Source organism: Rossellomorea vietnamensis (genome assembly GCF_025398035.1).
GTDB classification, from domain to species: domain Bacteria; phylum Bacillota; class Bacilli; order Bacillales; family Bacillaceae_B; genus Rossellomorea; species Rossellomorea vietnamensis_B.
In genome coordinates, this window is record NZ_CP104558.1 from 328,871 (window position 1) to 353,394 (window position 24,524).

At 40.9% G+C, this 24,524-nt stretch carries 33 protein-coding genes; 19 read left to right on the top strand and 14 right to left on the bottom strand.

Features of this window, described 5'->3' with window-relative positions; translation table 11 throughout:
• Positions 1–111 precede the first annotated feature (111 nt).
• Positions 112–729: an NUDIX hydrolase gene (locus N5C46_RS01785; RefSeq protein WP_261750668.1), complete on the top strand. Its 618-nt coding sequence runs from the start codon at positions 112–114 to the stop codon at positions 727–729.
• 677 nt (positions 730–1,406) lie between these two features.
• The gene (locus N5C46_RS01790) at positions 1,407–1,856 is read left to right on the top strand and encodes a hypothetical protein (protein ID WP_261750670.1); all 450 of its coding nucleotides are present in this window, start codon (positions 1,407–1,409) and stop codon (positions 1,854–1,856) included.
• A gap of 35 nt (positions 1,857–1,891) precedes the next feature.
• On the opposite strand, the gene N5C46_RS01795 is transcribed toward N5C46_RS01790, so the two are convergent.
• Positions 1,892–2,140, bottom strand: a complete 249-nt coding sequence (locus N5C46_RS01795) for a DUF2164 domain-containing protein (RefSeq protein ID WP_261750672.1) — start codon at positions 2,138–2,140, stop codon at positions 1,892–1,894.
• 169 nt (positions 2,141–2,309) lie between these two features.
• Between N5C46_RS01795 and N5C46_RS01800 the strand changes: the two genes are divergently transcribed.
• The 4 genes from N5C46_RS01800 to N5C46_RS01815 all read left to right on the top strand — a co-directional run bounded on the left by N5C46_RS01800 (position 2,310) and on the right by N5C46_RS01815 (position 5,216).
• Complete coding sequence (locus N5C46_RS01800; protein WP_420720433.1) at positions 2,310–2,864, top strand: DinB family protein; 555 nt, start codon at positions 2,310–2,312, stop codon at positions 2,862–2,864.
• Between the two features lie 185 nt (positions 2,865–3,049).
• Positions 3,050–3,247 (top strand): cold-shock protein CspD, encoded by a 198-nt coding sequence (gene cspD / locus N5C46_RS01805; RefSeq protein WP_032088076.1) that lies wholly within the window; start codon positions 3,050–3,052, stop codon positions 3,245–3,247.
• A 141-nt stretch (positions 3,248–3,388) separates the two neighbouring features.
• Positions 3,389–4,909 (top strand): MDR family MFS transporter, encoded by a 1,521-nt coding sequence (locus N5C46_RS01810; RefSeq protein ID WP_272501236.1) that lies wholly within the window; start codon positions 3,389–3,391, stop codon positions 4,907–4,909.
• Positions 4,910–5,057: 148 nt separating this feature from the next.
• Positions 5,058–5,216, top strand: coding sequence for a hypothetical protein (locus N5C46_RS01815; RefSeq protein WP_261750674.1), 159 nt, complete (start codon positions 5,058–5,060; stop codon positions 5,214–5,216).
• 145 nt (positions 5,217–5,361) lie between these two features.
• Here N5C46_RS01815 and N5C46_RS01820 read toward each other — a convergent pair whose 3' ends face one another.
• The gene (locus N5C46_RS01820) at positions 5,362–5,484 is read right to left on the bottom strand and encodes a hypothetical protein (RefSeq protein ID WP_261750676.1); all 123 of its coding nucleotides are present in this window, start codon (positions 5,482–5,484) and stop codon (positions 5,362–5,364) included.
• Positions 5,485–5,682: 198 nt separating this feature from the next.
• On the opposite strand from N5C46_RS01820, the gene N5C46_RS01825 reads away from it, so the two are divergent.
• The 4 genes from N5C46_RS01825 (at position 5,683) to N5C46_RS01840 (ending at position 8,929) form a co-directional block, all read left to right on the top strand.
• A complete protein-coding gene (locus tag N5C46_RS01825) occupies positions 5,683–7,185 on the top strand; it encodes a glycine betaine uptake BCCT transporter (RefSeq protein ID WP_272501219.1) in 1,503 nt (500 codons plus the stop codon).
• Between the two features lie 136 nt (positions 7,186–7,321).
• A complete protein-coding gene (locus N5C46_RS01830; RefSeq protein ID WP_261750677.1) occupies positions 7,322–8,026 on the top strand; it encodes a Type 1 glutamine amidotransferase-like domain-containing protein in 705 nt (234 codons plus the stop codon).
• Between the two features lie 79 nt (positions 8,027–8,105).
• Positions 8,106–8,375, top strand: coding sequence for a hypothetical protein (locus N5C46_RS01835; RefSeq protein ID WP_061809930.1), 270 nt, complete (start codon positions 8,106–8,108; stop codon positions 8,373–8,375).
• Positions 8,376–8,491: 116 nt separating this feature from the next.
• The gene (locus N5C46_RS01840) at positions 8,492–8,929 is read left to right on the top strand and encodes a GNAT family N-acetyltransferase (RefSeq protein WP_261750678.1); all 438 of its coding nucleotides are present in this window, start codon (positions 8,492–8,494) and stop codon (positions 8,927–8,929) included.
• A gap of 58 nt (positions 8,930–8,987) precedes the next feature.
• Here the strand turns inward: N5C46_RS01840 and N5C46_RS01845 are convergent, their stop codons facing one another.
• Complete coding sequence (locus tag N5C46_RS01845; RefSeq protein ID WP_261750679.1) at positions 8,988–10,079, bottom strand: AI-2E family transporter; 1,092 nt, start codon at positions 10,077–10,079, stop codon at positions 8,988–8,990.
• A gap of 209 nt (positions 10,080–10,288) precedes the next feature.
• Between N5C46_RS01845 and N5C46_RS01850 the strand changes: the two genes are divergently transcribed.
• The 3 genes from N5C46_RS01850 to N5C46_RS01860 are packed head-to-tail and all read left to right on the top strand — an operon-like array spanning position 10,289 to position 14,008.
• Positions 10,289–11,812 carry a spore germination protein gene (locus N5C46_RS01850; RefSeq protein WP_261750680.1) on the top strand — a complete coding sequence of 508 codons (1,524 nt, stop codon included), beginning with the start codon at positions 10,289–10,291 and terminating at the stop codon, positions 11,810–11,812.
• Positions 11,796–12,905, top strand: a complete 1,110-nt coding sequence (locus tag N5C46_RS01855) for a GerAB/ArcD/ProY family transporter (RefSeq protein ID WP_261750681.1) — start codon at positions 11,796–11,798, stop codon at positions 12,903–12,905. The genes N5C46_RS01850 and N5C46_RS01855 overlap by 17 nt, the downstream gene beginning before the upstream one ends.
• Positions 12,902–14,008, top strand: coding sequence for a Ger(x)C family spore germination protein (locus tag N5C46_RS01860; protein WP_261750682.1), 1,107 nt, complete (start codon positions 12,902–12,904; stop codon positions 14,006–14,008). Before N5C46_RS01855 ends, N5C46_RS01860 begins: the two co-directional genes overlap by 4 nt.
• A gap of 39 nt (positions 14,009–14,047) precedes the next feature.
• On the opposite strand, the gene N5C46_RS01865 is transcribed toward N5C46_RS01860, so the two are convergent.
• The 3 genes from N5C46_RS01865 to N5C46_RS01875 are packed head-to-tail and all read right to left on the bottom strand — an operon-like array spanning position 14,048 to position 15,304.
• The gene (locus N5C46_RS01865; RefSeq protein ID WP_034758815.1) at positions 14,048–14,362 is read right to left on the bottom strand and encodes a DMT family transporter; all 315 of its coding nucleotides are present in this window, start codon (positions 14,360–14,362) and stop codon (positions 14,048–14,050) included.
• Entirely contained in the window at positions 14,362–14,706 is a 345-nt protein-coding gene (locus N5C46_RS01870) for a DMT family transporter (protein WP_261750683.1), read from the bottom strand. Before N5C46_RS01870 ends, N5C46_RS01865 begins: the two co-directional genes overlap by 1 nt.
• A 4-nt stretch (positions 14,707–14,710) precedes the next feature.
• Positions 14,711–15,304 (bottom strand): TetR/AcrR family transcriptional regulator, encoded by a 594-nt coding sequence (locus N5C46_RS01875; RefSeq protein WP_261750684.1) that lies wholly within the window; start codon positions 15,302–15,304, stop codon positions 14,711–14,713.
• Positions 15,305–15,474: 170 nt separating this feature from the next.
• Here N5C46_RS01875 and N5C46_RS01880 point away from each other — a divergent pair, with 170 nt between their 5' ends.
• From N5C46_RS01880 to N5C46_RS01890, 3 genes are read left to right on the top strand one after another with little or no spacing between them, the layout of a single operon-like run.
• Complete coding sequence (locus N5C46_RS01880) at positions 15,475–15,804, top strand: hypothetical protein (protein WP_261750685.1); 330 nt, start codon at positions 15,475–15,477, stop codon at positions 15,802–15,804.
• Between the two features lie 57 nt (positions 15,805–15,861).
• Entirely contained in the window at positions 15,862–16,227 is a 366-nt protein-coding gene (locus N5C46_RS01885) for an aminoacyl-tRNA hydrolase (RefSeq protein ID WP_261750686.1), read from the top strand.
• Positions 16,228–16,250: 23 nt separating this feature from the next.
• Positions 16,251–16,595 (top strand): VOC family protein, encoded by a 345-nt coding sequence (locus tag N5C46_RS01890; RefSeq protein WP_261750687.1) that lies wholly within the window; start codon positions 16,251–16,253, stop codon positions 16,593–16,595.
• Positions 16,596–16,664: 69 nt separating this feature from the next.
• Here N5C46_RS01890 and N5C46_RS01895 read toward each other — a convergent pair whose 3' ends face one another.
• On the bottom strand, positions 16,665–16,856 hold the full coding sequence (locus N5C46_RS01895; RefSeq protein ID WP_061809919.1) for a hypothetical protein: 192 nt from the start codon (positions 16,854–16,856) through the stop codon (positions 16,665–16,667).
• A gap of 460 nt (positions 16,857–17,316) precedes the next feature.
• Positions 17,317–17,514 (bottom strand): hypothetical protein, encoded by a 198-nt coding sequence (locus tag N5C46_RS01900; RefSeq protein ID WP_261750688.1) that lies wholly within the window; start codon positions 17,512–17,514, stop codon positions 17,317–17,319.
• A gap of 598 nt (positions 17,515–18,112) precedes the next feature.
• Here N5C46_RS01900 and N5C46_RS01905 point away from each other — a divergent pair.
• Positions 18,113–18,604 carry a hypothetical protein gene (locus tag N5C46_RS01905; protein WP_261750689.1) on the top strand — a complete coding sequence of 164 codons (492 nt, stop codon included), beginning with the start codon at positions 18,113–18,115 and terminating at the stop codon, positions 18,602–18,604.
• A 48-nt stretch (positions 18,605–18,652) separates the two neighbouring features.
• Here the strand turns inward: N5C46_RS01905 and N5C46_RS01910 are convergent, their stop codons facing one another.
• Entirely contained in the window at positions 18,653–19,507 is an 855-nt protein-coding gene (locus tag N5C46_RS01910) for an STAS domain-containing protein (RefSeq protein WP_261750690.1), read from the bottom strand.
• A 197-nt stretch (positions 19,508–19,704) separates the two neighbouring features.
• Here N5C46_RS01910 and N5C46_RS01915 point away from each other — a divergent pair, with 197 nt between their 5' ends.
• Positions 19,705–20,094 carry a thiol-disulfide oxidoreductase DCC family protein gene (locus tag N5C46_RS01915; RefSeq protein ID WP_261750691.1) on the top strand — a complete coding sequence of 130 codons (390 nt, stop codon included), beginning with the start codon at positions 19,705–19,707 and terminating at the stop codon, positions 20,092–20,094.
• 90 nt (positions 20,095–20,184) lie between these two features.
• Here N5C46_RS01915 and N5C46_RS01920 read toward each other — a convergent pair whose 3' ends face one another.
• Genes N5C46_RS01920 through N5C46_RS01935 form a run of 4 tightly spaced genes read right to left on the bottom strand, consistent with a single transcriptional unit; the run spans position 20,185 to position 22,245 of the window.
• The gene (locus N5C46_RS01920; RefSeq protein WP_261750692.1) at positions 20,185–20,592 is read right to left on the bottom strand and encodes a secondary thiamine-phosphate synthase enzyme YjbQ; all 408 of its coding nucleotides are present in this window, start codon (positions 20,590–20,592) and stop codon (positions 20,185–20,187) included.
• Positions 20,593–20,647: 55 nt separating this feature from the next.
• Positions 20,648–21,166: a 2'-5' RNA ligase family protein gene (locus tag N5C46_RS01925; protein ID WP_261750693.1), complete on the bottom strand. Its 519-nt coding sequence runs from the start codon at positions 21,164–21,166 to the stop codon at positions 20,648–20,650.
• Between the two features lie 12 nt (positions 21,167–21,178).
• Complete coding sequence (locus N5C46_RS01930) at positions 21,179–21,472, bottom strand: hypothetical protein (protein ID WP_261750694.1); 294 nt, start codon at positions 21,470–21,472, stop codon at positions 21,179–21,181.
• Between the two features lie 47 nt (positions 21,473–21,519).
• Positions 21,520–22,245, bottom strand: coding sequence for a LamB/YcsF family protein (locus tag N5C46_RS01935; RefSeq protein ID WP_261750695.1), 726 nt, complete (start codon positions 22,243–22,245; stop codon positions 21,520–21,522).
• Positions 22,246–22,743: 498 nt separating this feature from the next.
• On the opposite strand from N5C46_RS01935, the gene N5C46_RS01940 reads away from it, so the two are divergent.
• Positions 22,744–24,101, top strand: a protein-coding gene (locus tag N5C46_RS01940; protein ID WP_261749909.1) for an IS3 family transposase whose coding sequence is annotated in 2 segments (ribosomal slippage) — positions 22,744–23,215 and positions 23,215–24,101 — 1,359 coding nt in all. Because the reading frame shifts where the segments join, the coding sequence is not laid out codon by codon here.
• A 228-nt stretch (positions 24,102–24,329) separates the two neighbouring features.
• Here N5C46_RS01940 and N5C46_RS01945 read toward each other — a convergent pair.
• Complete coding sequence (locus N5C46_RS01945) at positions 24,330–24,515, bottom strand: hypothetical protein (RefSeq protein ID WP_261750696.1); 186 nt, start codon at positions 24,513–24,515, stop codon at positions 24,330–24,332.
• Between the last annotated feature and the right edge of the window lie 9 nt (positions 24,516–24,524).

Genomic DNA, 24,524 nt, shown 5'->3' on the forward strand with positions numbered 1-24,524 from the left:
AGGGAATTACTGGAAGAGTATGATTGGAACGCTTATGGTTTGGGTGTTATGTTCCGTTCATACTATAATAAAGAAAATCATAGAATAGATTATCGTAAAGGGGGGAATAGAATGGACGTGAACGATCTGCTTATGCGTTTCAAAGGTAGAACACCTAAAGTGTTAGGAAGTGAATCATTTTCTGAGTATGCTATTCTACTTCCTTTGATCGAAGTGAAAGGTGAGATTCATGTTCTCTTTGAAGTCCGTTCTTTGAATATGCGGAGACAACCGGGGGAAATCTGCTTTCCGGGTGGAAGAATCGACCAGAGTGACTCTGATGAGAGGGCAGCTGCTTTAAGGGAGACGTCAGAGGAATTGGGAATACAAGAACATGTCATCTCGGACATATATCCTCTCGATTATATCGTATCCCCATTTGGGACAATCATCTATCCTTTTGTAGGGAAGCTGAATATATCATTGGAAGAGTTGCGCCCGAATGCTGCCGAGGTGGAAGAGATATTCACAACCCCGCTCTCTTACATGCGTGAAAAAGAACCGGAATTGTATAATATCAAATTTAAAATGGAACCGGAAGAGAGTTTCCCATACAAACAAATTCCAGGTGGGGAAAACTACGACTGGCAGGCAAGGAACATGAAAGAACATTTCTACTACTACCAAGACAAAGTCATCTGGGGACTCACCGCCCGCGTACTCCAACACTTTATAAAACTTACATCATAGTCCTTTATAGTCGTTTTAAACAAAAAAAATCAAAAGAAATTCTACATTTACCTGTACGGATTGACATGCGTTTCATTTTCATACTTTTTTCGATAGAACAATCTGTCGGAGAAAGTATTTTTGTATGTCAATATGTAGCAAATTGAATGGTTTGTAAATGGTTTGGAGGAGGTAAAGAGAAGTAACAGAAAGACTTGGAAAAAGGAGAGGGGAATCATTATGATCATTCGTGCTAAATGTTGGAGGATGTTAAGCGTACAGGAAAAATTATTCATCCTGAAAGCAGTATGTAATAAGCATCTCAAAAAATAGTCCCCGGATAGTATAGCCGATTTGTGCATGCCACAGCTTTTTGTCTTTGGTCCGCTTACACTGGTGGTACGATCAAATCAGGAATATAAGGTTTGCAAACTGAAGTGCGACATAAAGCAATCCAACCCCATGTAATGTAGAAATTACATGGAGGCCGTTGATCCAGCCACCTTCTTATTCTTTTCTGATCATGTTCCTTTAACGGTAAACATGAAATCCCCAAATAATCCAACCAACCCGCGTCATTCTATCCAATCGATAATCCCGTTTTCAAATCCTTACCAAAAAACAATAAAATGTTTCTGGTGTATTTTATTGGTCTTTTGGTAAGATATAAGTGCACATACATATAAGGGGGACAACTAGTGAAAGCGTCACAAACAGTCATGATAACTGGTCTATTTATTACTATTCTGTTAAGCGGATGCAATCGAAATGCAGCGGACATGGTCGTTGATGGAAGTGTAACGGTAAATGAAGAAGCTGAAACACTTACATTTTCCGGAGTGTTGACGGATGAAGCTTTAGAACCGGATACGCCTTTTCGAGCCCGTTTTTTCCTGCAGGGCAAAACAATCAAAAATGCGCTGGGCACCGACTTGATCTATACGGATGAAGAACTGAAGAGCCGTAAAGAGGGGGAGGATCCTAATGAGTATAAAGTAGAAAAAACAGTAGAAATCAAAAAGATTGAAGAGATCGATAAGGTCATAAGCGAGATTAAAGACGAAGATAAAGAATCTGTCACCATCGAAATCGTAAATGATAATGGCCGCATTGATGACAAGGTTCTTCATGACATAGAAAAGGAGTAGGGAGATTCAGCCCTCTCCTTTTTTATCTAAGTGGCTTATTTGGGATTCACCGGCCTTTTTAATGCATAAAGATCATCTTCAAGTAGAAGCATTTTATCCATCAGTACGTCTTTGGAATCCATCACTCCCTTATTATATAGGAAGGGACCGATTTCTTTCATAAAGAAGTCAAACCAATTTTCAGCTCCTAAATCCCCGATTTCATCCCCTGTTTGTTCATAGTAAAAGCTCTGGATCCTCCCAATCATCTCATCCTTCTGCTCTTTAGGTATCTTTGTAAACATCATGAGTACCCCTCCAGTTTTGTTTCTTCCATCGTAACATAAGAGATCCTATCAGAGAGAGGTGTAAAGAAATTCATCGTCCAAAGAGGTGTGGAATTTTCTCGGAAAATAAAGGGGATTTCCAAACAGTAGCCAATATAGTAAGAGAAGACTGTAAGGGGGACTTTAAATGGAAATGAACTCAATCTACTTAATCAAAGAAAAAAACGGAATGAAAAAGGACTATTCGCTCCTTCTTTCCATGATGGACTACGCAAGATTGACCACCATTCAGGAAGTGGAAAATTTGCCGGTTGAAATGCTTGATTATCGTTGTCACGATGAAGCGAATTCCATTGGGATGTTGCTTGCTCATTTTGATGCAGTAGAAAAGATTTATCAGGCATTGACATTCGAACAACTGACGGATGATGAAATCGAAGCATATGCGACGGATTTGGAACCAGCACTAAGTTTAGGCAGCAAGGCAGCCGAAAGGATTAAAGGGAATTCTGTGGAGTACTACCTGGAAAACCTACAACGCACAAGAAAGGCCACAATCGAGCAATTTAAGAAACTGGACGAAGCATGGCTTTATGAAGAGACAGATTGGTGGTACGGGGAAAAAGGGAATAACTTCTTTAAATGGTTTCACGTTTTTGAAGACGAAATCAATCATAGAGGTCAAATAAGAATGATCAAGAAGTTATATGTAAAAGAAAATCAACCTACGACAGTAGAGTAGGTTAGACTATATTTTTTACAATAAGACCCATTCCCGCCTTGAGTTTTGGAGGGGAATCTGTTATAGTAAAGATAATTATTTTTGTTCGATTAATATACATGATTGAAAAACATTCGTCTTGAATTTTAATCAGAGCAGGAATATAAATATTTTTACGTGCAACTGCACTAGGAGGTACATGTTTTATGTTACAAGGTAAAGTTAAATGGTTTAACGCTGAAAAAGGTTTCGGTTTCATCGAAGTTGAAGGTCAAGACGATGTTTTTGTTCACTTCTCCGCTATCCAAGGTGAAGGATACAAATCATTAGAAGAAGGTCAAGACGTTACATTTGAAATCGTTGAAGGCGCTCGTGGACCACAAGCGGCAAACGTTCAAAAGTAATTCAACCGTATAATTTCAAGCAGGGTACGTCAGCTGACGTGCCCTGCTTTTTTGCTCTAGAGAGAAGTCGATGTGGACAATCAGGTAGAAAGTTCTATAATGAAATAGACTGTATTACATTGTTTATGGAGGATGATCGTGTTGGTGGCAAAAGAAAGTAATATGAAACTGGCACTTGCCGGCTTATTGTTGGGTATACTTATGTCAGCCATGGATAACACCATTGTAGCAACGGCATTGGGATCCATCGTGTCAGATCTGGGTGGGCTGGACAAGTTTGTATGGGTCACAAGCGCCTACATGGTAGCGGTCATGGCGGGGATGCCGATTTTCGGTAAGCTGTCTGACATGTATGGCAGAAAGAGATTTTACATATTCGGTCTTTCCATATTTTTGATTGGTTCCGCCCTGTGTGGGATTGCGCAGGATATCGTCCAATTAAGTATATTCCGGGCCATTCAAGGAATTGGCGGTGGAGCTTTGCTGCCAATCGCCTTTACCATTGTGTTTGATTTATTCCCACCTGAAAAACGTGGGAAGATGACAGGACTCCTTGGTGCAGTATTCGGATCCGCCTCAGTATTCGGTCCGCTGATTGGGGCGTTTTTAACGGATCATTTAAGTTGGCATTGGATCTTCTACGTCAATGTACCAATCGGTCTCCTATCACTCTTCTTTATTACAACGACGTATAAAGAATCCCCGCAACGATCAGATCAACGAATTGATTGGGGAGGAGCGATAACCCTGGTGATAGCGGTTGTCAGTCTCATGTTTGCACTGGAATTCGGCGGAAAGGAATTCCCTTGGGAGTCGTGGCAAATCATTGGATTGTTTGCATCCTTCTTCCTTTTCTTTATGGGTTTCTTATGGATCGAACGAAAAGCTTCCGAGCCGATTATTTCATTTTGGATGTTTAAAAGTCCACTGTTTGCTTCTGCACAAGCCCTCGCTTTTCTTTATGGGGCTGCGTTCATTATCTTGACCATACTGATTCCGATCTTTGTTCAGGCAGTGTATGGTGGATCTGCGACAAACGCCGGATTGATTTTGACTCCATTGATGCTCGGCTCAGTAGCTGGCAGTGCCGTTGCAGGCATCCGGATGACGAAAACAAGTTATCGCAATATTATGTGGGTTTCCATCATTTCCTTTATCGCAGGCATGATATTACTTGCGACGATGGGGCCCGATACGAGCAGATGGTTGTTGACGCTCTATATGGTCATAAGTGGATTTGGTGTAGGTTTTTCATTTTCGTTACTGCCTAACGCCACGATCCATAAACTTGATCCGAGGTATAGAGGGTCTGCAAACTCGACAAACGCCTTTTTCCGTTCACTGGGGATGACCATCGGAATAACGGTCTATGGGACGCTGCAAACAAAACTCTTTGCCTCTAATCTTGAAGATGCCTTCAAGGGGCAAGAAGCTGGAGGGGGCTTCCAAGGTGATCCAAGAAGTATTTTCGAACCTGAAATGCGTGAAAAGATCCCGGATTTTGTTCTTACTAAAATCACGGACGCCATGTCGGATTCCATTACAACCACTTTTGCCTATGCATTGATCCCCCTTGGGATTGCATTGGTGTTTGTATTCCTCATGGGGAAATCGAGACTTGAAGTTACAACCGGCTCTTCCTCTGAAAAAATGAAAGAATAGAAGAAATACCCATTTATCCCTGGTCATTGTTCAGCAAATCATGTACAACATCAGGGATTGATATATTGCATTGGAGTGTTTGATTTTGTGGAAAAATGCTAAGAAATTTTTTATTTTTATAGGGGTATTCCTCGGGATAAGTCTCTTATTGAGTATCATAACCGGTCTGATCATCACCTATATGTACGATGGTACCGGTTATAAGGGGTCTCCCGTGATTGGGACGATGATAAATGGTGCTTCAGCTGTCATTGCCGTATTGGTCGCCTATAAACCGTTCAAAAAAAGCGGGACACATAAAAGATAGCAAACGTTTTTAGAACGAATGATAAACCTTCCCATATTGGGGAGGTTTTTTATGTTTACTCTATTTCAGTATTGATACATAAGGAAAGAGACCAGTCATGTGACTGATCTCCCTTTAAGTATCGGATTTTTGATCCTATGTTAGATTATTTATTTTGTTGGTTTTGTTGTTTAGCAGCTTTTTTAGCTCTTTCAGAAGCGTTTTGCTCTTGAGCAAATTCTGCTTCATTTTTTTGTTGTTGCGGCTTTTTGTTATTGTTGTTCGTCATCGTAATCACCTCCTTCTACATTAATTTGCCCGGTTTTGAAAAAAAGATACTCGAAATATCATTTTTTACAATTCTCTTCAGACTCCGTTTCCAGTTACTTACTAGTTTAGCTCTTTTTAAAAGAGGGTAACACTAAGTTCATGCCTTTATTATTATTTACATAAGTATGAGACACAATGGATCTGAGGGGGAAGCAAGTTGAAAAATTTTACACCAATGTTTTGGATCGCAATTTCGATCGGAGTGATCTTTGTTTTATGGGGAGTCCTTTTTCCTCAAATGCTGATCGATGTCATGACAAATACTCAAGGGGTTCTCCTTGATAAATTCGGCTGGTTTTATCAATTTTCAGCCACATTCTTTTTTATCATCGCCATCTTCTTTGCCCTGAGTAAGTATGGAAAGATTCGCTTGGGGAAAGACACGGATAGACCTGAATACTCTACATTGACCTGGTTTGCCATGTTGTTCAGTGCAGGAATGGGAATCGGCCAGCTTTTTTACGGGGTGTCTGAACCTGTATCACATTATGCCACTCCTCCTTTTGGAAAAGGAGGGACCATTGAATCAGCCAAGGTCGGGTTACGGTATACATATCTTCATTGGGGATTCCATGCCTGGGCCATATATGCCGTGGTGGCACTGGCACTGGCCTATTATAAGTTCAGGAAGGGAATGCCTGGACTTATGAGCGCCACGCTTTATCCGGTCATCGGCGATAGAGCGAAAGGTCCAATCGGTTACATCGTGGATATTATCGCTGTATTTGCCACCATTTTCGGAGTTGCCATTTCACTTGGAATAGGAGCCCAACAAATCAATAGTGGACTCCACTATCTCATGGATGTTCCGATTAATTTCAGCATTCAGCTGATCATCATGGGGATTGCTACGGTCCTTTACATTACATCTGCTTCTACAGGCTTATCCAAAGGAATAAAATATTTGAGTAATGCCAATATGGTTCTTGCGGTCTTGTTATTCATTTTATTCCTTATCGTAGGACCTTCACAATTTGTTCTGGAATTATTTTTGACAACGTTTGGAAGCTATGTTCAGAACCTGCCGAGTATGGGGTTGCGTTTTTCACCATTTAATGTAGAAAATAACCAGTGGGTGAAGGACTGGACGATTTTTTATTGGGCATGGTGGATATCATGGACACCTTTTGTGGGAACATTCATTGCCAGGGTGTCAAAAGGCAGGACTGTCCGTGAATTCATTATTGCCGTCATCATTGTTCCTACCATTGTTTGCTCGCTATGGTTTGGGGTATTCGGGGGAACGGGATTGTACTATGACCTTGTCCAGGGAGTGGATGTAGCCGGACAAAGTTTGGAAACGGCATTATTTTATGTATTCGATCAGATGCCTTTGAGTGGGGTTTTATCGATCATTTCCCTATTCCTGATCATTACATTCTTTGTTACTTCTGCCGATTCTGCCACTTTCGTATTGGGCATGCAAACATCCAATGGCAGTCTGAATCCTCCATTCTTTGTGAAATTCAGCTGGGGGATCATCTTGGCGGCTATCGCTGCCATTATAATGGGTACCGGAGGCATCAGTGGGCTTCAGGCAGCCACCATCATTACCGCGCTGCCCCTCGGGATCATCCTGCTAGTCATGACATATGGCTTGCTCATTTCATTTCAGAAAGAGATCAGGGTGAAGAATAAAAAGGAAACAGATAGGCATTAAATAATTAGGTACTCACCCCCCTGTCATCTTGATAGGGGGGTGAATGTGTATGGGATGTAAATATTTCCATTCGGGTCTCCGAAAGCATCATTCATTTGGTAAAATAGAGATACCAAATCGAGAGTGGGGATTGTTCATGAAACAAATCATTGCAATGGGTGGCGGAGGTTTCTCAATGGAACCTGGTAACCTGTTATTGGATCAATACATCATAAATCAGTCGAAGGTATCCAGACCTAAGGTGTGTTTCCTTCCTACAGCAAGCGGAGATGCAGAAGGGTATATTGAACGCTTTTATAAATCTTTTACATCCCTGTCAAGTGAACCTTCACATCTATCTTTATTCAAGCCCTCCACCAGGGACTTAGAAGGTTTCCTGCTTGAAAAAGATATTATTTATGTTGGAGGGGGAAATACGAAGAATATGCTTGCCTTATGGAAGGAGTGGGGAATTGACGTGATACTTAGGAAGGCGTGGGAGTCAGGAACGATTTTAACTGGATTAAGTGCAGGGTCGATTTGCTGGTTCGAAGAAGGAACCACCGATTCATACGGAGATGGACTAGAGACCATCAAGGGATTGGGCTTGATAGCAGGCAGTCACTCCCCTCATTATGACGGAGAAGAAAACCGTCGTCCCCTCTATCATTCTTTTATTGAGAGAGGAGAATTGAAACCGGGCTATGCAGCTGATGATGGTGCAGCTTTGCATTTCATTGATGAAGGACTGTCGAGAGCGGTGAGTTCAAGACCACATGCATCGGCTTACCGGGTAGAGAAAATAGATGGAGTGATTACAGAGTACAAAATCGGGACCAACTATTTGGGAAATCCGGAGTGATTGTATAAGAAGATCGCATAATTTGGTGTCCATTATCATAGGGATAGTGATGAGTCTTTTTCCAGGGAGGAGAATCATCATGAATGAGGAAAAGCGCAACATGACCGGGGATTTGGTAAAGAAGACATCGAAGCAGGCAAGTGAACTCCTGAACAAAACAGCCGATACAGCAAACGGTATTATCAAGAGTGTGAGCGGTGAAGGTGGATTGGTAGGGAAAGTGTCTGATACTTCGGCAGACTTTGTGAAAAACGTAAGCAACACCGGAAATAAAATGGTCGGCAAAACCGTTGATACAACAAGTAAAGCCGTAAAAGGGGCATCCAATAAACTATTTAAAAAGAAATAAGACTTTGAAAGGAGCAATCTTCTGTGTGGAGATTGCTTTTTTATATGTTTCAGAATCCAGATTGAATGCTATGATAAAATGAATCATGGAGGTAAATAAAGAAGGGGAGTGAAACAATGATTCAGTTTCGAAAGATTTCAGCTGCAGATACATATTCGATTAGACAACAAATTTTACGGCCGACACAAACAATGGAGGAATGCAAGTATGAAGGAGACATGGATGAATCCACCTTCCACGTCGGAGCGCTTGATGGAGAAAAACTGATTTGTATTGGCTCCTTCTATCAGGAAGCACAGGAAGGATTGGAAGGCAGGCTGCCATTTCGTTTAAGGGGTATGGCGACCCTTCCCGATTTCAGATCGAAAGGTATCGGTAAAGAGCTCATAGAGTACAGCGAAAGTATCCTTTCTAACGCAGGCTGCGATCTGTGGTGGTGTAATGCCAGGACTTCAGCTGCTCCTTACTATACAAAACTGGGACTGATACAGTCAGGTGGTATCTTTGAAATTGATCCTATAGGTCCTCATGTGATTATGTTCAAAAAGATGTAAGAATGGTACATCCTCCTGAAAAAAAACAACCGGGCCAAGGCCCGGTTGTCTCCAGTGTTCACTCCTGTATGGAAGATCTTCTCAGTTTAATAAACTTCACTAAATTCAATACAATCGTTTTTGATACTGCGTAGGTGGGTACGGCTAAAATCATGCCGAGTATTCCCGCTAAATTACCCGCAACGAGCAATAAGATGATGATCGTGGCAGGGTGGGTATCCAATCGTTTGCCCAGTATAAGGGGTGAAAGAAGATTCCCTTCAATTTGCTGAGCAATCGTGACCACCACTACGACAAGGATCGCCTTTGTCGGTGAATCAAACAACGCCACGATGATGGCTGGTGCTGCACCGATGAACGGTCCGATAAACGGTATGATGTTTGTGACGGCCCCGATCAGTGCCATCACGAGTGCATAAGGCAACCCGATGATCAAGTAACCGATAAAGGTAAGCGTCCCGACGAATGAAGCGACTGTCAATTGTCCCTGTATGTATGCGGCAAGTGTTTCACTCGTATCCTTTAATGTGTTGATTCCTTCCTCACGGTATGCAGGCGGCAAAAATTTCGAAATGGCCTTGGGGAATTTGTGACCGTCCTTGAACATGAAGAACAGAAGGAAAGGTACGGTAACAATTAGAATGGTGATGCTTGTCAATACACTGAGTAATCCCTTCAAGGCAGTGGTGATATTATCAGGCAGTGTATTGGCGAAATCCACCAGCTGATTCTCTATATCCTTCAGTGACACATAATCCTGATTCATCATCCATTTAAACTGATCTGTTTCTGACAAATATTCAATGAAGTTCCTCGTTTGCTTTGCATACTCAGGCAGGGCATTGAATAACGCAGTCACCTGACGTGTAATGACAGGTGCGATATTTCCTATGATCAACACCAATGCCCCGATGATTGCACCATAAAGGACGATGATCGCGATGGTCCTCGGCAGCTTTGCTTTCACCAGAAGATTGACTAATGGATTCAGTAAAAAGTAAAGAAAACCTGAAATGATGATGGGAAAAAATAAGGTAGATGCAAATACGACGATGGGCTCAAAAAGAAAAGAAATCTTAGTTGAAACATAAATGATGGTAAGAATGATAAGAATTTGTAAGCTCCACGAATAAACTTTTTTCCTGGTCAACCTGTTCACCTCTGCTATGACTAGTTTATCTGATTAAGTATATCAAAAATAGGAGGGGAACCCCTACTAATATCTGGGCTAATTGAAAATTATTTTTTAGTAGGAGCATTTTAATCACATGAAATCATCCTGACACTGCAAGTGAAAATGCATAATGATACCATCTTTGGGGACCATAGTAAAAAATGATTCTGACTGAAGGTGCAAATATGAGTTCCTTTTACAAAAAGAATAGAAGAATACCGAAGCAGCTCCTTTCAGAAAAAGAAGAAGTGATCATAGAAACCCTCACCTTGGACGAGAAGGTGTCCTTTTTTCAAGAAGGTCTTTTTCACACGGATGATTTGAAAATAAGGAACTTAACTTTTAATGAAAAAAGGATCGCCATCCTTTTTTTAGATTCTGTCATTGATAATAGAAGTTTACAGACATATATCATCCAGCCCCTCATACAGAAAGAGGTCGGAACAATTCATGATTCAGTAAGCAGTAATAGTGTGAAAGAAACTCTTCAGTTAGAAGAGGCACTGAGTGTGATGGTCGATGGACACTGTATCATCTTACAGGAAGATAGTGAATGGATTACTTTTATAAGCATGCCAAAGATTCCTTCCAACCGGAATGAGCCGATTAATGAAAAGGTGATCAGGGGATCTCATCAGGGGTTCAGTGAAAACATTTCGGAAAATATCCATCTGATCCGTGAAAGAATTTCCAGCCCGAAGCTGACCGTTAAATACTCGAGTGTAGGGGAGACGACTAGAACGAAGTATTCTCTTGTTTATTTATCCGATCTGACAGATATGGAAATAGTGAAGACCATAGAGGACCGGATCAGCTATATTGACAGCGATTCGATACAATCGCCCGGGTATTTTGAAGAATTTCTGGAAGATAATTCGTTTTCCCCATTCCCACAGTTTTTGAATACGGAACGCCCGGACCGTGTTGCGGGGAATCTGATGGAGGGGAGAGTGGCCATGGTGATGGAGGGGAGCCCGACTGTGCTCATTTTTCCCGTGAACTTTTTCAGCTTTTTTCAAACGACGGAGGATTATAACAATCGCGCATTTATTGGGTCCTTCATTCGTTTCATCAGGTTGATCAGCTTTATAGCCACCCTTTGTTTACCGGCTTTTTATATCGCCGTCATTTCCTATAATTATGAAATCATCCCTGTGGAAATCATCTTTTCGATTAAAAGCTCACTTGAATATGTGCCCTTCCCGCCTTTGATTGAGGCGGCGATCATGCAGCTTACACTTGAATTGCTGCGTGAAGCAGCGATACGGCTTCCCAATCCGATTGCCCAAACCATCGGGGTTGTAGGAGGTCTCGTCATTGGGACAGCTGTTGTAGATGCCAATCTCGTTTCCAATACGATGGTTATTGTCGTAGCGATCACAGCCATTTCTTCTTTTGTCATTCCTTCCAATGAGCTGAGTACTTCTGTGAGGGTATTGGGGTTCCCGCTTATGGTTGCTGCAGCTCTATTCGGTGTCCTAGGAATTGTCATCGGACTGATGCTGCTCTTAATCCACATGTCCAATCTGAAGTCGATGGGTCATCATTATTTGTACCCGGTAGCCCCTCTTGATGTTAAGGGACTGAAAGATACGTTCATTCGGCTTCCTGTATGGCTGATGAAAAAGCGGCCAAAGGATTTACGAACAGTATACAGATGGAAAACGTCGGATTCCCGGGGATGGAAAAAAAATGAAGATGCAGACTAGCCTTACTTCCATTCAGCTAATTTTCTTTATCATTCAAACCCAGATCGGGGTAGGGGTTCTCGGGCTTCCATTCAGTGTGTTTTCGGTTTCGAAAAATGATGCATGGTTATCTGTTTTACTTGCCGGCTTCATTGTTCAGATCCTTATCGTTCTCTTCTGGATTTTGGGGAGGAGATTTCCAAAGAAATCTCTTTTTCAGTATTCCCGTCAACTTTTGGGTAAACTGGCGGGATCTATGGTCAACATTTCTTTTATACTATACGGGGTTCTGGTCACGGCCTTGATATTGATGTACTCGACCGCCATCATAAAGACGTGGGTGCTTCCCCTTACGCCAAAATGGATTGTCATGTTTCTATTGATTTTCACTGCAATCTACTTGGGGAAGGAAAAGGTTGCTGCGATCAGCGACGTATATGTAGTGGTATCGAGTCTGATCTTTTTTCTTCTCCTGATTTCTGTAGTGGTGCTGGTCACTTATCCCATAGAATGGAGATATTTACTGCCAATCGGGCAATCAGGTGGTGTACAGATTTTGAAGGGAGCCAAAGAAGCATACTTCTCAATGTTAGGATTTGAATTGCTGCTTTTTCTTTTCCCTTATTTTCAACACAATGGTGAACGTTCTGTCCTCTATTCAGCATCGATTGCAAACCTGTTTGTGACTCTGACCTATACTTTTCTCACCGTCGTCAGCCTTATTACGTTCAGTCCAGAAGAAATCGTCATCGTTCCCCAACCGGTCCTTTACTTTGTGAAATCCCTTTATTTACAGATTGTTGAGAGGATTGATTTGGTTTTTATGTCATTATGGGTCGTCAATGTCATTACATCCCTGACAAGCTATCTCTTTTTATCAACAGAAGGGAGTATACATACGTTCAGGTGGTTTAAACGGAAACGGTACATTTATACTGTGTTAATTGGAATGATGGCATTTGTCATAGCATTAATTCCAGGTAAAGAAGGAGAAATGGAAATCTATAATAAAATGGTGATCAATCTTTCGTATCTCTATATTTTGGTGATCCCTGCTATATTATTAAGCATTTCATATCTTTTCAAGAAAGCAGAAAGAGGGGGAGGCGCATGAAAAAACGATTGCTCATCATCAGCATACTTCTTGTTATTCTCCCTTTCTTAACTGGTTGTTGGGATCAGCGGCTGCTTAAAAATGGAAGGCTTGTTTTTTCATCTTCTTTCGATCTCCTGGATGATGAAACCATTCGATCCACTGCCATCATCCGGGATTTCAAGAATGGAACCCCTACCAATACAATGGTCCAAGGCGAAGGCAAGACCATTCGTGAAACACGGATGGTAATGGACAGAAAGATTTCCGGAGCATTTGAGCCGTCGAAAAACCGCATCTTTTTATTAGGGGAAGAACTGGCCAAAAAGGATATTTATAAGTTTTTGGATATTTTTTATCGTGATCCAAACAGTTCGATTTCTTCAAAACTTGCAGTGGTAGAGGGAAGCGGAGAAGAAATTCTTTCTAAATTGAGTGAAAAGAACGTGCTGATATCAGAGTTTATGATTGAATTACTCACGAGTGCTGAGTCCGCCACGGGTGTTCCGAAACAGAATCTACAAACGGTCTGCACCCTTATGTTCGATGAAGGGAAGGACTTTGCCCTGCCTCTCATAAAGTTGAAGGATGGCGAGGTCATATTATCCGGTACGGGTATTTTCCATAAGCATTCATTATCTGGTACTTTAACGTTCAAGGAATCCTCATTATTCCTGATCATGAACAACCAAAAGGCAAAGATTGCCCGTTTTGTATCCAAAATAGAAAAGGATAAACCTTTGAATGTGGATAATTATATTACGTATAATGTGTCAGAATCGAAGTCAAAGCTTAAAATCATTTCAGATGCCCCGGATAACATCCAGGTGGGAATAGACGTAGATATGGAAGTATCAATCGTCGAGTTTCCCCAGGATAAATTAACAGATAAGAAAAAATTAAAAAAACTCAATGAAGAGATTTCAAAAAAACTGACAGAAGATGCAGAAGGGATGATTGAGAAGATTCAACTGGCAAACTCGGATTTATTCGGGATCGGCAGGGAGCTGATGGCGTTCCACCCCCAAATCTGGGAAAAAGTAAATTGGGATGAAGCTTACCCTGAGATCACGATCGTACCGTCAATAAAAGTCGATATAATAGGGCACGGGATTATAAACTAATGGTCCAGTACATATAAAGTACTGGACCATGTATTATGATCAAGAGACCATCTTTAAGCCGATGATGCTTCCAACAATACAGCAGATAAAAAACAGCCTTTTCATATCCCTGGTTTCATTGAAAAACATCATCCCCATAAGCACAGCACCTGCAGAGCCGATGCCGGTCCAGATCCCATAGCCTGTGCTTACGGGAATGTCCAACAGGGATAGAGACAGCAGGTAAAAACTCATGGCTCCCGCTGTGAAACTGATCAAGGAGGGGACGAATCTTTTATATCCTTCTGAAAGCTTCATGAACGTCACCATGATCACTTCAGAGAATCCTGCAAAGATGAGAAACACCCAGGCCATCAATAGCCACCCCCAGTATCTGTTTCTTCCTTATCACTCATCTTTAGTCCAATGACTCCAAAAATGAGTAAAGAGATGAATGCAATCTTCAATATGCTTATCCCATCATTCAAGAACAACATACCAACCACAGCTGTGCCGGCTGCGCCAATACCAGTGAAAACGGCATATGCTGTCCCGATTGGGAGGAGTCTCATTGACTGAGAAAAAAAGTAAAAACTCACTAAAATGAGGAATGCCGTAATGATGCTGGGTACCGGTTTTGTAAACCCTTTTGAAAGGGATAACCCCGTTGCCCAGCCAATTTCCAGGATTCCCCCGATAATCACATATAGCCAGCCCATGTTGCTACTCTCCTTTACGGCTTGATAATCCAAGTGCATAAACTTTCCAAGCCGATTCGATTCGTTGTTGAAATATTTCTTCTGTGTAATAGTGATGCTCGAGAAAGACACCGTCAACCAGACATAAGAAAGACGCTACAAATTCATCTTCAGTGACCTCTTGAAACATTTTCTGGTTAATGCCTTCCTTATAGACCGAAATTAAGATGGAGGTGGCAACCTTTTCTAAATGAATAAAATGTTCTTGTATTAAATCCTTAAACTGTACAGGAGGAAAGAATGTCACCCTTTTCCACAATAAAGCTTCTTTCGTTGTCATTAAACGTTGACAGAACAAATCAAAAAGCACCCTCACATTCTTGAGTGGTTCTTGATGATTCATGGTGACCTCCGTTTTTCTGTACGCGGCCACCTCTGATACGATCAAGTCCTCTAATACCTCGATAAAGAGATCCTCTTTACTGCGGAAATGATTATATATAGAAGGTTTTTTAATTCCAACCTCCTTTGCGATTTCTGCCAAAGGTGTATCTTCATAGCCCTTTTGTCCAAATAGCTCCAGAGCCACATTTTTTATCAGCTGCTTATTATCATTCACGATGATCCCTCTCCCTGAAACTAACTAACGGTCGTTAGTTTGATTATAATACCCTTTACAGCAAAATGCAAGAATTGAAAATGATCACTCTTAATGAATGCATGCGAATGATCAGCCCATCCCATACATATAATCTTCTGTTGATTTTAATCGGGGGAAAGGGGAATCGTATGAAAGTCTTATGGTGGAAAGCGACCATTCTTAGTTTATTGGTTATAATGCTGGTATGTTTACTGTTTTTGAAAATAGTGGTTGGTACAAAGGATGACTGGGTAGTAATCGAAGAGAAGTACTTTCCCTTAAAGGATGGACACGATCCGTTAGGAATCAAGTCGGGGGAAAAACTGGATCCTTCTCAACGTGTTACCACATGTGCCATGAAATTTGATGATGGTCATACGTATTCAGTGGACTGCGATGAATACCTTGATTACAACATCGGGGAGAAGGTCAGAATAGTCCCGATTGAAAAAAATCAAGTAAAACTAAGAAGGAAGTAAGTGTGGTAGGATAATACCATAGTATTGAATTCTTTTATGATAGGAATGATCATGCAAATGACGAAAAAGAACCTTGTTCAATATTTTATCGTTAACAGAGATTTATCGATGTCGAAAGGGAAGACCGCTGCACAAGTGGCACATGCCGCCACATTGAGTACTTTGACGATGATGTCAAAGGATTCTCCTTTCCAAGACAGGCAGGAGGAATTTATAGAGTGGGTGCAGACGGGCATGAAGAAAGTGGTATTAAAGGGGAAAACGGCAGAGCTGGAGAAATTAGAGAAGAAGGGGTATTTCAGCATACATGACAGCGGGTTAACTGAAATCAAAGAAGGTTCCTTGACTGTGACCGCACTACCCCCGATGGAAAAAGATGCAGCTAAGGAAATTGTCGGTCATTTGTCTTTATTAAAAGATTAAATGGAGTGAAGGAGGAATTTGCATTGTTTTCGAAAATAGACACGGTACATATTCAAGTTAAGAATTTAAAGAAAGCTCAACATTGGTATGAAGAGGTATTGGAGTTGGAACAGCTCTTTGATTCAGGAAAATATTTGGTATTTAAAATAGGGGTAGGGGAATCGACTCTGACGATTCAGGAAGGAGAGGTCCGTCCCTCATCGGTCAAGCCCATCTTGTTTTCCGATGCGCTGGAAGAAACGAGGTTGAAGCTTTTGGAGAAGAATGTGAAGGCAGGGGAAATTGAAGTGGATGAAGATGTGACCTATTTTGAATTTCATGACTTGGATGGCAATGGATTTGAAGTGTGTCAATACATACCGTTATAGACCAAAGCCAATATCGCAAAAAAGCTGATCAGATGAGGTTCTGATCAGCTTTTCTATAGAGATAAGCGTTTATTCTAATGTATCTAGATACGCATAATATGCGGCTAGTTTTTCATTGTTGTTTGCAGCTTTACCGTTTCCTTTTAATGATTTACCTATTGCAAAGTATTCTTTATGAACAGGTAAGACATGAACCGTAACAGCTGGTCGCCCTCTATGCCTGAAATCCTTAGGTACGTGAAGCATGGAAAATCGTTTCATCAGTATGCCTCCTTTAAGGAGAGAGCCATTCTACCCATCTATTACTATTTAAGTAGAATCTATGGTTGTCTAACGATAACATACATGATGACTTTACTCAACTTTCTGATTATTATACACAATTACCAAGATAAAATCTTTGAAAAGTACCCCCAAGAATGAAGGAATGGATTCGTATATTATAGTGAAGATGATGGATCATCTTTCAGCACATTCTGATATTAACAACTTTGGGAGGTATTTATAAGTATGAATATAGACGAAGTACTAGAAGATACCGTAGAACTTGGACAAGAAGATATCAATCGCCCCATCTATCGCGTAGACATCGATAAACTATTAGAATTAACAAGTGATCTATAAGTGGAGTTCCATATAGAGAATGAAAAAGCATGAAAAAGGCAGGCCCTAAAGTAAAGGGTCTGCCTTTTTCATGCTTCACACTGATTATGCCCGCTGTTTAATCGTGTCTTTTATGTTTATTAAGTAATTCCTTCATCATATTGATGATGGTTGCTCTCTCAGTCTTATCGAATGTGCGGGTCCAACCGGATAGAAGGGTTTCCTCTTCGGTTGACAGGTCACGTTGCAATCCATCTACGAAAATTTCCTTGATTTCGTCTGTACCATATTTAGGGTTTATCGTTTCATGTCTCATCCATCTACCTCCTTGCTTCTTCTTCCTTATTTTCCCCAAGTCAAATAATTCAAACATCTAAGTATTTACTAAGTGTTATGTGATGAAGGGTTTAAGGGAAGAATGAAGAAAAAAGTATAGGTGATCCTTATGTCGCTCCCATTCTTTATTACCGTGTTGATCATGTTGATATACATTGCTCTCTTTATGAAGAAGAAACTGTCATTTACTGCTAACTCCATTCAATTTATGGTGTTATCCATTATTTCCACAAATTATATTACCATTATGACGAAAAACCTGGAATGGATGAAGGCATCCGAGGATGTCACCCAATTTATCAGTCTTCTCATAAACCGGGAATGTATTTTACCTTTGGTAGGTGTAATCTTGGTGAATGGATACATGAATTATAAGAAGAGAAGCGACAAAATGCTTTGTTATCTAAGTCTTTTGTTTTTTATCAGTATATTGGACATGCTGCACGTGTATTTTCATTCTCTTTCCTATCCGGATTGGAGTCTTTTTAATACAGTCATCGTCAATGGGGTGTATTTAGTATTCTGTATTTGGTTGGGGAAAGGACTATACTATTTTCAGAAGAAGGAGGAAGGAAGGCGTGGACAGGATTTATGAGAGATCCTTTGATTTAAATGAATGGTTCATCATCATTAGTCTGATCGGTCTTCTATTGCTGCTATGGGTTACTCCGAAGATCTTCTCCTTCCTTGAAGGGATGAGTTATTTCGTTTATGGAATTTCGGTGGGTATGTTCTATGATCATACCATCAGCATCCCGCCATGGGACTTTTATGATGTGAACGATAGTTCCGCCTATCAGGGAATTGATTTTATCAGTTATATTATGTATGGGCCCTATAGTTATTTTTTTATTTATATCTATCGTAAATTGAGAATCAACGGAATCATGAACCTGGCGTACATATTGATCTGGACCGCTTTCTCCCTCTTAATGGAGTGGTTTACAGTAAAAATCGGAATCTTCCACTTCGACAAGGGATATAAGATGTATTGGTCCATCCCTATCTACATGGCAGTTCAAAGTATTCAACTTATAGTACATCACCAGATAAGAAAAGACTGTCGATAGCTTTTAAATAGAAAACCGGAAACCCTGCTGGCAGGATTTCCGGTTTTTTTAGACAGAGAGAACCGCTTCGTATTGAGTGAAGCCGATATCTTCCAGGGCTTTTTTCAGGCTTGAGCTTGTTTTCAGATTCTCAAAGGTAATACCGAGGTTCCCCAATGTATGAGCCACTTCAGGCCGGATACCGGTTAAGACGGATTGAACACCCATCATTTTAAGAGCATTGATGATCTGATAAATATTATGGGATACCATCGTGTCCATGATGGCAACACCGGAAATATCTATAAATAGATAGTCTAATTGCAGATCAGAGCTTTTTTTCAACGCCGTTTCCATGATGGCACTTGCTCTGTGGGTATCAATTTCCCCGATAAGGGGCAGGATCGCAATCTTCTCGGCAATGGGTACAACCGGGGCAGATAGTTCATCCATGGCAGTGTGGATGAGGGCAATCTGATCCTTTTCTTGGGTGCGGAATACTTCGTATAGCTGGTACGCAATTTCATCAAGAATGGGATTGATTTCTTTATTGACTTGAAGCATAAGGGAGGCTGAGATTTGCTCATCATTCAACTGTTCCATGAATATATCCCAAATGGCAGTACGGAACCCTGATAGGGTTTTTAGGGATTCATTGAGAGCCATTCCATTTTCAATAGCCACTTCCCCGACTTTCCCAGTCCATTCCTTTACTTTACGGGATGATTCTACTTTGTCTTCGTACAAAGATTGTCCGAGCATTTCAATTAATTGCATGCGCCATTCGGTGACTTGTTCCATCTTCAGTCCCGATAACGTAAGCTGATCAGAAAATTTCTGTTCCTGGTAGCGAATGACACCCTGAGCGATTTCGGATTTATGGGAAACAATTTGTTTACCCAGATATAATAATTCGTCTCTCATTTTCTTCAGCCAACTCCTTATACTGCATGTTTATTTATTTTATTTCTCAATAATCTCTATTAATGGTAATATAGTATACCACAGAATCTAGTAAAATTATACTTCTCTTTAAGGAGGCGCAACCTGTTCGCGCCTTTAGTTTGAGTGTATGATAGTATAAGGGAATGGAAATTTGATTAAGACGAAGGGTGATTTACTTGCGTATCATTTTGTTCGACGGCATATGCAATTTTTGCAATAAAAGTGTCCAGTTTATCATTAAGCGTGATGCAAAAGGGGAATTTCGCTTTGCCTCCCTACAAAGTGAGACGGGACAGAAGTTGTTAGAGAAGCACAACATACCTAAAACGACAGACAGCTTCGTATTGGTTGATGGGGATCAGGCTTCGGTTGAATCAACAGCTGCCTTGAAAGTATCTTCTAAACTCAAGTGGCCTTGGAAGATTTTTGCTCTGTTTCTCTTCATTCCGAAGCCTTTAAGAGACATCATATACAGGATTATTGCAAGGAATAGATATAAATGGTTCGGGAAACAGGAATCATGCATGATTCCTTCAAAGGAGATCAGGGAACGATTCATAGAATAAGCGAAATTGTGTTGGAGAATGTGATGAGGAAAAGAATCAAACCATTAAAAAAGACCCTGGACGAGTGCCCGGGTCTATTTACCAATCATCTTACTCACTTTGAATCGTTTTAACGGAAACTTTTCTTCCTGAACGGGGACCATCAAATTCACATAGGTATATACCTTGCCATGTCCCCAATAGTAGTTCACCATCTGACACGATGACCGTCTGACAATGTCCGACGGTACTGGTTTTCAAATGAGCAGCTGTATTTCCTTCTCCATGCAGATCAGACGAGTGGTGCCATGGGTAAAGTTCGTCTAATCGGCGAATGAAGTCGGTTTTCACATCGGGATCGGCATTCTCGTTTACCGTGATACCCGCTGTTGTGTGTAAAGACTGCACCACCACAAGACCTTCTGTCATCCCCGACCGATTAATGATATCTTGTACGTAACGAGTAATGTCGATCATTTCATCACGCTTCTTTGTATCAATGGTTAATGTTTTGATCATAATTAATCCCTTCCCTTATTAGACCTATTCGTTTACATTCCACAAAGCGTCTAATTTAAAACCTGTTATCCTTAAGGGGGACACGGCCGATGACGTTGGACACCTCGCCTTCACCTATTTCTTCTAACGTAATTTCCTTTACAACCGTATGATAGGATTCCCTCCAATCCTTACACTTTTCAAGGGCACTGCTATATTCTTCGCTGTTTCCAGGCCGTCCAAGTGTGATGTGTGCAGAGTATGTAAAATGGGGGTTTCGATAAGGCGCAAGAATTCCTTCATACAACTGATCATGTAATTGTATAAGGAAGTCGTTGCCTTCCTTAACATTCAAGAATAAAAATTCTCCGCCGGAACCTGTCACATCCTTTAAGGTCATGGGGAATGGAGAAATATGCTCCGCTACCGACTTAATATGAACCAGGATATCAACTGAGGGGATGGAAGATTCAAAAGGGAAAACGAGGGTAATATGGGGAGGTATTTTATCCGACAGAGGGTCATACATATGTCTGATCTCCTGGATTTTTTCAACTGAATGAAATGAAGGGAAGATATGGATCGCTCTTTTCATCATGATGCTCCTTTACTGACAAGGTGATTCCTGATTTTCAATGAGTGTATACGTTGTTCGTTCGAATGATGCCCTGAAACACGTTCCCTCTTCTGTTTTATAGAGTGCCCGATAGATTTTGTCATGGCTCTTTGTGGTATGGGTCTGAATGATCCCCACAACGGTCGAACCCGGTGCCAACGTGCGAATGGAGGATTGAATACTGTTGTGCAAAATGCTCCGCTTGTATACGTATACCACAATGACAAAAGCGATAAGGAAGATGAACATCCACCTTAACCCGTTTAATAGAAATGTTTTATTCACGGTTCAGCCCCATCTCCCTTATAGCTTATTCTTTCAACAATACTTCCCTAACGTAACTTTTCTGATAGACGCTTGGCCAGGGATAGTGCCGCTTCATTATCTCCATGGAGACAAATCGTGTCTGCCTGGATGGATACGGTCTTCCCATCAATAGATACCACTTCCTGTTTTTCTACCATTCGAAGCACCTGTCTTTCCACTTCGTCCCCGTCATGAAGGACAGCATGAGGAAGAGAGCGAGGAGTTAATGTACCATCGGATTGATAGGCGCGATCGGCAAATACTTCATGAGCTACGCGCAATCCTGCTTTTTCACCAGCCCTTGTAAGTTCACTTTGTGACAGGCCGAATAGAGTGAGGGCGGGGTCAAGGTCGTAAACGGCTTCAGCAATCGCTTGAGCCAGTTTGGAATCCTTTGCAGCCATATTGTACAGTGCCCCATGTGGCTTAACATGTGATAGTTTCCCGCCTTGGGCTTTGATAAAAGCGTATAAAGCCCCTATCTGGTATTGAATGAGGGCATAGGTCTCCTCGGGGGAGATCTGCATCATTCTTCTTCCAAATCCCTGGATGTCCGGCAGCCCGGGATGCGCTCCCATTTTCACTCCATGTTTCATTGCGTTTGAAACAGTTTGTTTCATCACAAGGGGATCTCCCGCATGAAAACCGCAAGCGATATTGACGGATGTGACATAGTTCATCATTTCTTCATCTTTTCCTATCGTATATGCACCAAAACTTTCCCCTAAATCACAATTTAAATCAATTTTCATTTTTTCATCCTTTCGAGCATGAGAATGTATTGTAACATTCTGAATTCTTCTTCATCATATCATAAAAGTATGTCCGTTTGTTTGCTCTTTAAATAGACTGTTAATAAACAAATGCATTTTCTCATCAAATTTTAATCTTGTTTTAATTGAGTTCACTTTTTCGGGCGTTACAATGAATCTTGCTTATGAATAAGGATTTATCACTCCCTAAACAGATTGAAAGTGGGGTAGCTTTCTAATCTGTTTAAATCTTTATTATGTAAGACCCATTCTAATTTCTTTCCTTTGAAGACAAAAGCCTTGCTGAAGCTTTTGTCTTCTTTTTTTATTTCATTATACTCTTTTAGCAAAAAATCTTGATTATACCCAAAGCAAGTAGTGGTTGATTTCCGCTGCAGGTGCTCGCTTTCCGCGGGGCGTGAGTTGAGCCTCCTCGGGCGCTTGAGTTGCACCCCTATTGTTGGACACCCCAACCAACAATAGGAGGTGCCAGCACGTATGGCCAAGTTTACTCAAGAATCTAAATTGAAAGCTGCTAAACGTTATCTTAATGAACTCGTTAGTTATCGAGATCTTGCCAATCAAGTGGGGGTTGATCAATCTGTTCTGCGCTATTGGGTGATGTTAGTTCGTCACCACGGGGACCAAGCCTTTACCTTTCCCTATACAAACTATCCTTCCGCCTTTAAACTGAGGGTAATTCAATTTATTACGGAGAAGAATTGCTCCATTCGAGAGGCATCAGCCATTTTTCATATCCCAGACCCCTGTATGGTTCGTAGGTGGGTCAAAAAGTGGGAAAGAGCTGGAGAAGATGCCTTCGGATCATTAGAAATGAGGCCTTCTACAATGACATCTAATCATAAAGATAAGAAGATCAAAGATAACTCTTCTAACCAAACGATGGAAGATATGAAAAAAGAACTGGAATACCTTCGTATGGAAAATGCGTATTTAAAAAAGCTAAAAGCCTTAGTTCAGGAAGAACCATCACCAACGAAATCAAAGCGAAAGTAGTATTTGAACTAAGGAACGAATTCCCGGTGACTAAAATGATAAAAGTAGCTAAGCTGCCTAAAAGTACTTACTATCACATCACAAAAAAATTAGACCAACCAGATCCTGATCGCAAATGGAAAAGAAGGATCAATTTCATCTACCATAAACACTTAGGACGCCTTGGGTACCGTCGCATTACGGACGTTCTTCAAGCAAAAGGACACGATATAAATAAAAAGAAAGTCCTTCGAATCATGAGAGAATTGGGCCTTAAATGCATTGTGCGAATGAAAAAATATAAATCCTACAAAGGGAAAGTTGGAAAAGTAGCTCCCAACATCCTAAATCGTAATTTTAGAGCCGATAAACCTAATCAAAAATGGGTGACAGACGTAACGGAGTTCAAACTGTTCGGTCAAAAGCTCTATCTGTCCCCCATTCTAGACCTATTTAACGGAGAGATCATTACCTATACGCTCCAATCAAGGCCGACATTTGACTTGGTCGAGAAGATGTTAGAAAAAGGATTAAAACATGTAAATGAAGGCGATGAGCTCTTAATCCATTCAGATCAAGGGTGGCATTATCAAATGGCTCAGTACCGAAGGACACTGAAAAAACATAACATCACCCAAAGTATGTCTCGTAAAGGAAACTGTTACGACAACTCGGTCATGGAGAACTTTTTTGGGATAATGAAGTCTGAGTTCCTTTACTTAAAGGAATTTGATAGTATCGAGCACTTTAAAGAAGAACTGAAAGAATACATGTATTACTACAATCACCTGAGAATCAAATCAAGGTTAAAACGAAAAAGTCCGGTAGCTTATCGAGTAAGTACTGAATTAGCTGCTTAGAAATTTAAGTGTCCAACATTATGGGGCCAGTGCAGCGCTGCCCTGTGGGGTCTCAACTTTCCCGCTATTCCCGTCGGAGTCGAGCACCTTCCGCTCCAATCAACTGAATTTTGAAAGTTTTAACACATAAAGATTAACAGAGAAAGAAAATCATAGTCTTTGTTGGAATCACGACAAAAGTCATTCTTTTAGATATAAAAAAAAGACAGGGAAGATGTTCTTCACCTGTCAGTGGTTTTGTTGCCCGTTATGGGGTTTTAGTTTGATTTTATAGAACCATTCTTTCAATTTTCCTGCATTTCTTTTTCTCTTAGGCTGGTTCTCCATGACCCTGGTCCTTAAAAAGTGGTAAACCAATTCCTCCGCCAGGATGATGAGGATAAAGAAAGAAACAATCACCACGATCCAAGTCATACAATTTCC